Annotated in this window: 6 protein-coding genes and 1 riboswitch; all 6 genes read left to right on the top strand. The window is 36.0% G+C overall.

The features are described from left to right. Window positions 1-1759, top strand: a 1759-nt coding sequence (locus NEH74_RS13020; RefSeq protein ID WP_262941450.1) for a DEAD/DEAH box helicase, incomplete at its 5' end; no start/stop codon positions are given. Window positions 1760-1956: 197 nt separating this feature from the next. Continuing rightward, on the top strand, window positions 1957-2442 hold the full coding sequence (locus NEH74_RS13015; protein ID WP_055305087.1) for a hypothetical protein: 486 nt from the start codon (window positions 1957-1959) through the stop codon (window positions 2440-2442). Between the two features lie 121 nt (window positions 2443-2563). Next, window positions 2564-3211 carry an SIMPL domain-containing protein gene (locus NEH74_RS13010; RefSeq protein ID WP_055305089.1) on the top strand — a complete coding sequence of 216 codons (648 nt, stop codon included), beginning with the start codon at window positions 2564-2566 and terminating at the stop codon, window positions 3209-3211. Between the two features lie 16 nt (window positions 3212-3227). Then, window positions 3228-4277, top strand: coding sequence for a M42 family peptidase (locus NEH74_RS13005; RefSeq protein ID WP_055305091.1), 1050 nt, complete (start codon window positions 3228-3230; stop codon window positions 4275-4277). Between the two features lie 97 nt (window positions 4278-4374). Further along, a riboswitch (purine riboswitch) is annotated at window positions 4375-4476 on the top strand. Window positions 4477-4770: 294 nt separating this feature from the next. Continuing rightward, complete coding sequence (locus NEH74_RS13000; RefSeq protein ID WP_055305093.1) at window positions 4771-5532, top strand: S1 RNA-binding domain-containing protein; 762 nt, start codon at window positions 4771-4773, stop codon at window positions 5530-5532. Between the two features lie 233 nt (window positions 5533-5765). Then, complete coding sequence (locus tag NEH74_RS12995; RefSeq protein WP_055305095.1) at window positions 5766-7700, top strand: LTA synthase family protein; 1935 nt, start codon at window positions 5766-5768, stop codon at window positions 7698-7700. Window positions 7701-7782 lie beyond the last annotated feature (82 nt).

Here is a 7782-nt window from a genome sequence, read left to right as displayed (position 1 = left end):
TTCAAAAGGGGCACTTACTGGAATTGGGAAGACGTATTTAGCTGCCTTTGATTCACGTGAGTATAGACGTATTTTATTTGTGGCGCATCGTGAGGAAATCTTGAAACAAGCAGAGAAGAGTTTTAAAAATGTTCGTCCCATGAGTGAACGTGGTTTCTTTATCGGGACTCAAAAAGATACGACTAAAGACATTATTTTTGCATCTGTTCAAAGTTTAGGTAAAAATGATAGTTTGAAACTATTTCAACCTGATTACTTCGATTATATCATTGTGGATGAGTTTCATCATGCGGTGGCTCAAAACTATCAAAATATTATTCAATATTTTAAACCAAAATTCCTTTTAGGATTAACCGCAACACCTGAGCGATTAGACAGTAAAGATGTGTTAGCAATTTGTGATTATAATTTAGTTTATGAAGCACCCCTTAAAAAAGCTATTAACCAAGGGTGGTTAGTTCCGTTTAGATATTATGCTATCTTTGATGAAACAGTAAATTATGAGACGATTGACTATCGTAATGGGAAATATCAAACCACTCAACTTGAAGAGGCATTAAGTATTCATAAGCGCGCTGATTTAATTTTCAGTCATTATAAAAAGTATCGTTCAACACGTGCGATGGGATTTTGTATGAGTAAACATCATGCAGAATTTATGGCAGATTACTTTGTGAAGCACGGGGTAAGCGCCTGTGCTGTGTACAGTGGAGATGAAGGAGTTCATAATACGGCAAGAGAAAAAGCATTAAGTAAACTAGTTAAAGGTGAAATTAATGTGATTTTTTCAGTGGATATGTTTAATGAAGGGCTAGATATTGCTTCTTTAGATATGGTCATGATGTTACGTCCAACAGAATCACCAACGATTTTTTTACAACAATTAGGACATGGGTTACGTTTATATAAGGATAAGCACTATTTAAATGTCCTTGATTTTATTGGGAACTATAAAAAAGCAAACTTTTCACCTTATTTAATGACTGGTGCATCAAAGTCACAATTCAAGAAAGCAAGTGATGTCATTAAAGAAGAATCCTTATTACCAGAAGATTGCATCATGGATTTTGATTTCCGCTTAATTGACTTATTTGAGAAAATGGATCGCTCATCAATTAAAATAGAGAAGCTTTTAGTTGAAGAATATGAACGAATCAAAGCCGAGTTAGGTCATCGTCCCTCACGTACTGAGCTATTTACCTATATGGATGAAACGATTTATTTAAATATCAAATCCAAAGCTAAAATCAATCCGTTTAAAAACTACTTAAACTTCTTAAAGAATCAGAATGATTTAAGTGACGAAGAGATAGCCTGGTTAGATACTCCAGCTGTCAACTTTATCAATATGATCGAGAAAACATCGATGTCAAAAACATATAAGTTACCAACGATACTTGCATTTATTAAAAACGGGCGCTTAGAATTAAAAATTAATGATGATGATTTATATGAATCATTTAAAGATTTTTATTCTCATGGATCAAATGCCGTCGATTTATTACGTGACAAAAACAGCCAAACCTTTAAGGAGTGGGGAAAAGCAGAATACGTTAAACTAGCACGCAAAAATCCAGTACACTTCTTGTGCCAAAGTGAATCTGAATTCTTTAGTTCGGATGAGGAGTTTATGTATTTAACTAATTCTTTAGCCCCATACCAAGAGAATCTGTTATTTATTCAACACATCAAAGATGCCATCGAACTTAGAAAACAAGAGTTTTATAAGAACCGTTTAGAAAAACTAGAATCTAAATAGATTAGAGTATATAACACAAAAGAGCTATCATTTGCGATAGCTTTTTTGTTTATCCAATCTGTCTAAAGATGGAGATTTTCTACTTGAATTCAAATAATTAATAAAATTAACTAACGTTATACATGTTTGGTATTAATTACCTTTTTTATTATAAAATAGAGTATAATATATAAATAAGAGATGAAGGGGGAGAGACTATGAGAGAAATTGAAAATTGTGTAGAGGTCCGGGTCAGGGGTCCAAAAGAACAAATGAAGCTCTACTTAGAGTGGATTCAAAAATCTGGCGAGTATCGTTATTCCATGGGGGTTGATGAAAATGAAGGTGATCCTGTTTTTTTTCTAACACCTGAGGTTCAAAGTCATGAATGTTGGAAATTTTCTAGTTCAAATTTAAAGCATAAAACTCGCTTATACCAACGTTTGAATAAAGAGGTACTCAAATACCGAGTGAATTATATGGTTTATTACGGCACACACCACCTTTCGGATGAGATTGAATTTGATTTAAATGAAAAAGATTATGATCAAGCGATTTATCCTGAATTAGTTCGTGCCTTTAATCCTATGCCGGAGACGATCGCATGCAAGTGCCCAGATTTGGTAGTAAACGTAGAGTGGGGAAGTTATTATATTGAAAAGGATTTTCAACTAGGCGATTATGAGAGAGAATCAATCATCTAAACGAATTTGCGAAAATGATATCCATCCTACCTTTTGGATATCATTTTTATTTTGGTCATTTTTGGTTAAACCACGTAAGGTATGCTATAATAGGCATAAATCATAAAGAAGGGGGAATGGGATGAAACAACGGACGATAACGGTGAAAGGAACGGGGCAAGCGTCTTTACCGCCAGATTATATTGAGATTCCACTGTATTTAGAATCGAGAGATGAACAGTATGACCAAGCCATCGAGTTGGCTAGTCAAAAGCTTGAAGAATTACAGCATTGTCTTGAGGGGATTGGTTTTAAAAAAGAAGACTTAAAAACAAGTAGTTTTACAGTCGATACGGATTATGAGCAAGTGAAAGACGAAGAGGGGAATTATGTTCGTGTTTTTCGAGGTTACATTGTCAGACATCGTTTAACGTTTGGATTTGATTTTAATCATGAAAAACTTGGCGACGTCATTCAAGTCATTAGTAATTGCCCAGCGCATCCAGAGTTCTCCATTCAGTATCAATTAAAAAATGAATCCGCGTTAAAATCGTTAATTCTTCAGGATGCCGTTAAGCAGGCAACTGAGCAGGCGAATGTTTTAGCACAAGCAGCGGGTGTGACATTAGGACCGATTCAAGTGATTGATTATGATTGGAGCACCATCAGTTATCAACCACGTGAACTCCTATTAAGTGAGAGTGCTAATTATTCAATGGCCATGATGGATTTACAACCTCAAGATATCAGTGCCACTGATTACGTCACGATTGTTTGGGAATTAATTTAATAAAGGAGTAACCGAAATGAATAAAGACTTTTTATATGAAATGATTCAAACCCCCTCTCCATCAGGGGCTGAATTTGACTTACAAAAGAAGATCATCCATTACATGAAAGAGACTGTTGACACCTTTGAGACAGACGTCACAGGAAATGTGATTAGTGTTTTAAATCCTCATTCACCTTGTAAGGTGTTATTAGCAGGACATGTCGATGAAATTGGACTCATGGTGACGATGATTACCGATGCTGGGCTATTAAAAGTAACCAATGTGGGTGGAATTCGTCCGGCTCTTTATTTAGGACAGAAAGTTCAAATTTTAACGTCATCTGGCATCGTCAATGGAGTGGTTGGGGTGAATCGCTCACTTCTTAAAAATAAATCGTTAGAAGCAACTGATTTGTTCATTGATTTAGGGGCAAGTTCAAAAGAAGAAGCATTAAAGGTTGTTAAACCTGGTGATTATGTTGTAGCAGCCACGGATTATTGTGAATTAATGAATGAGTGCATTTCTGGGCGTGCGTTAGATAACCGTTTAGGTGCATTTATTGTGATTGAAGCCCTCCGACGAGCGAAAGAATTAGGCGCACGTGTTGGTATTTATAGTGCGACAACCGTTGGAGAAGAGACAACGATGCGTGGGGCGGTTTGGGCGGCTAAACGTGTGAAACCAACGTTAGCTTTAGTCGTTGACGTAACCTTTGCGACTGATTATCCTGATGCGAATGCGGAAGCGATCGGAGAAATTGAAGTGGGTGGCGGGCCGGTATTAGCTAATGGCTCAATTATTAATAACCTGTTAAATGAACGATTAGCGACTTTAGCTAAAGAATTAAATATCCCTGTTCAATACGAAGCCGCACCAGGACGTACTGGAACAGATGGAGACCGAATTCATCTTGAAAATGATGGGATTCCACTAGCTCTTATTTCAATTCCACTTCGATATATGCATTCAGGTAGTGAAGTGGGATCCCTCAAAGATGTTGAGCAAATCATTGAATTAATCGCACAGTTTCTGGTTAATTTGGAAGATTCTATCAATCTTTCTCCTTACCAAAATATTCTATGATGTTTTTGGAGAAAAACGAGATAAATTTCTTGCAAATGACGTCAAATGATGATATTATATACCTCTGGAAATGAATAATTAATTTATTTCCTACTCCAAATAGTTATAATATTTTACTTGTATAATTGTTAAGATATGGTTAACTAGTTTCTACCCACGACCGATTATCTCGTGGACTACAGGTAAAAAATTTGTATGTCCTCATCATACATCCTTTTTACTTGTAGAACACCGAAATGGCCTTCGGTGTTCTTTTTTATAACCTTATGAATCATTCAGCCTACCTGTTGGTAGGTTTTTTTGATTTTTACCTCTTCGTTTAATCAGAGAACGCTCATTTTCGAAAAATGTAAAATAAATACCCGTTATTTATGAAAATGAGAGTTTTATTTTGCTCTACTTATTGGTAAAACATCATTAGAAACGCTTTCTTTTTAGGAGGCGAGCTTTTATAACGCTTAATCATTTTGATTAAATGTGGGGGGGATAAATAATGGAGCAATTTTCTCAACAAATGATTCCATTAAAAACAAAGAAAGAAATTAAAGAAGGCATTGTTAGACTCGTTCAATACGATATCATTTTAAATGATTATGCCGTTTGGTTAGATTTAGATGGAGACAAAGTGATCATTCCGCGTCAAGAACTCGAATTATATGAGATTAAGGGCGGCTTAAATCATTATATCGGGACGAGGCTTCAATATATCATTACAGCGTATGATGCTAATCGTCACGTTTATCTCGGTTCATGTCGAGAGGTCAAACATAAAAAACGATTAGAACTGATTGAACGTCTAAAGGCAGGAGAAACGTTTGATGCTAAAGTTACCCGCTTAGTTTACTTTGGCGCTTACTTAAGTATTGACGGTGTCTCTGTGATTTTAAGAAATCAAGATTTTGCCAATGATTATACGACAGTTTCAGATGTGTATAAAGAAGGGGATCAAATTTCAGTTTGTTTGTTGAAAGTGAATGATAATCTCAAAATCAACGTTCAAGCAGTGACTAAATATGAGTGTCACTCTTCAATCACTATCGAAGATTTTGAACCACAAACGGTCGTCTATGGGTTAGTGCGTAGCGTGAAACCGTGGGCTTGCTTTGTGAATATTGCACCAAATTTAGACGCCATTTGTCCAGTCCCAACTTTTTTCACGGTCAAAGAAGGAATGAAAGTCGCCTTTCGAATTAATCAAGTTCGTTTAGAGGAAGGACGTGTCCGAGGTAAAATTATAAAAGTTATTGAGCGTTAAAGGTTTATTTTTAATCTAGCCTATAAAACGTTGCGAATGAATCTGTTTAGTCAATTTCAACCCATGCATAAACTTAAAACCCCGATGGGTGATGCTTTCTACTCTGAAAGACAGGCAAACTCATCGGGGTTTCACTCTATTTATACAATCATTTATCTTGAAGATACTTGAAAGATACCAAATTTTGTGTTAATTTTTATTTTTAAGCAGATGTTCTTTTATGGGGGGAGAATATGGAATATTGGATCGGATGGTTATTCTTATCAATTAGTTTAACCTTAATCATGGAGATGATTAAATTTCAATCCATCATTAAGGCTTTCAACTTTGTTAGAAAACGGCCAGGTTATTTTGCCATTAATTTATTAATTGTCTCTGCAACGTTAGTTTTTTCATTCTTTGTTTCACGTAAACTTTTTTTTATTGGATTTATGACGTTTTTTTGGTTATTTCTTGCGATCATGAATGCCATTGTGACCCATTTACGAGGATACCCTTTAATGTTTTCGGATATCTTCCTGATTAAAGAAGGACTGAGTTTATCGTCACATTATTTTAAACCATGGGTGATTGCCCTTATTATTGCTGGAATGGCGATCATTCTCCATATTGGATATGGGTGGTATCAAATCCAATATTCCGTGAAATCTCTTGATTATCTATTAGCGTCGATCTACGTGACACTTGCTGCCTTCATCTTTAATCGAATCGAGAAAGGACAGCCTGTTGATTCGTCTTCGGTTGAGGATGAGGAGAGAGGTTTTGCCTATGCAATGGCAGACTCGATTTATCCGTATCTTAACCGTAAACCAGATACTTATAACGAAGAGATGATGAGTCAAATTTTGAAAGGAATCACTTATCATTCTTCAAAGTTGCCCGTCCATCACCCGCAAATCATTCTCTTACAGCTCGAATCATTTTTTGACCCGTTAAGATTAGAGGGTGTCTCATTTAGCCAAGATCCCATTCCAACTTTTCGTAAGTTCATGCAGCAGAAAAAAAGTGGCGTCATGCGTGTCCCCACCTTTGGGGGAGGAACAGCTAAAACGGAGTTCTCTATTTTAACATCGATGAATGCAGAGCTATTAAAACCAGGAGAAATTCCGCATCATTCATTTTTAAAACATACACCTGTTGAGTCATTGGCTTCTCAATTAGAACGAATGGGCTACTGCTCAACGTTAATTCATAATTATGAAGGAAATTTTTATAATCGACATCTAGCATATGAAAACCTTGGCTTTTCACGCTATATTCCAATCGAATATATGAGTGGAGTAGGGGTACCCCATGATTTATCCCAAATGAATGACACGGATTTAGTCAATTATGTTTTAAAAACATTAGCAACTGATCAGAAAGCCTTTATTTACGGGATTACGGTTGGAACTCATCAGCCTTATGATGAGACGCCTGATGATCATCCCTTGATACAAGTAGAAGGACCTATGTCCATAGAGATGAAGTATGCCCTACAAGATTATGCGAAGCGTATTTATCAGCTCGATCAAGAAATTCATCGTTTAATTCAGGAACTGCAAGCATCTGAGCAAGAGGTAATTCTCATGATGTTTGCTGATCATTTACCTAATCTTCCAATTTTAAATGATGAATCGATGTATCCCTATAATCCGTATGAAGTCCCTTATTTTATCTCACACTTTCATCCAAGCTTTGACTATCCACTTCCGAAACAATTGGAGTGCTATCAATTAGGGACTTGGCTGATGAAAACATTGAATATCCCTTTATCCATGATGCAACAGCTTCATATTACCTATAAAGACCATGAATGTTATCAAGATATTTTACGTTTGTCGCAATATGATCAGCTAGAAGGAAAGGCTTATTTGACGAATCAGGTGTTTACTACCCATCAAACAACACTTCATTTTGGATTAAATGAACAACGATTAGAGGATTATCAGTGGACGGAAGCGGGGCTCATGGTTTATGGAGCTGGCTTTAATATTGATTCGCAATTATATGTTGATCATCGTAAAGTTGAGACCATTTTTATTAGTGATATGGAGTTAATGGCAGCGATTGAATGTAAAGCTTTTGACACACTCACGTTAAAACAACTCAGTCGTCGCCATGAAGTCTTAGGTGATGAAATTAATTTAATCGCAGAACACGAAACGGTCATTGACAAGGGAAATTGAATCTGATAGATTATAGAGAAGTAAATGGTAGGAAGAACATGGAGTCTTCCTCTTTTTAATGGAAAAAATAAGGATGTGATAT

The organism is Turicibacter sp. GALT-G1, from assembly GCF_025594995.1.
GTDB lineage: Bacteria > Bacillota_I > Bacilli_A > MOL361 > Turicibacteraceae > Turicibacter > Turicibacter bilis.
This window is presented reverse-complemented; position numbering and strand designations above follow the sequence as displayed.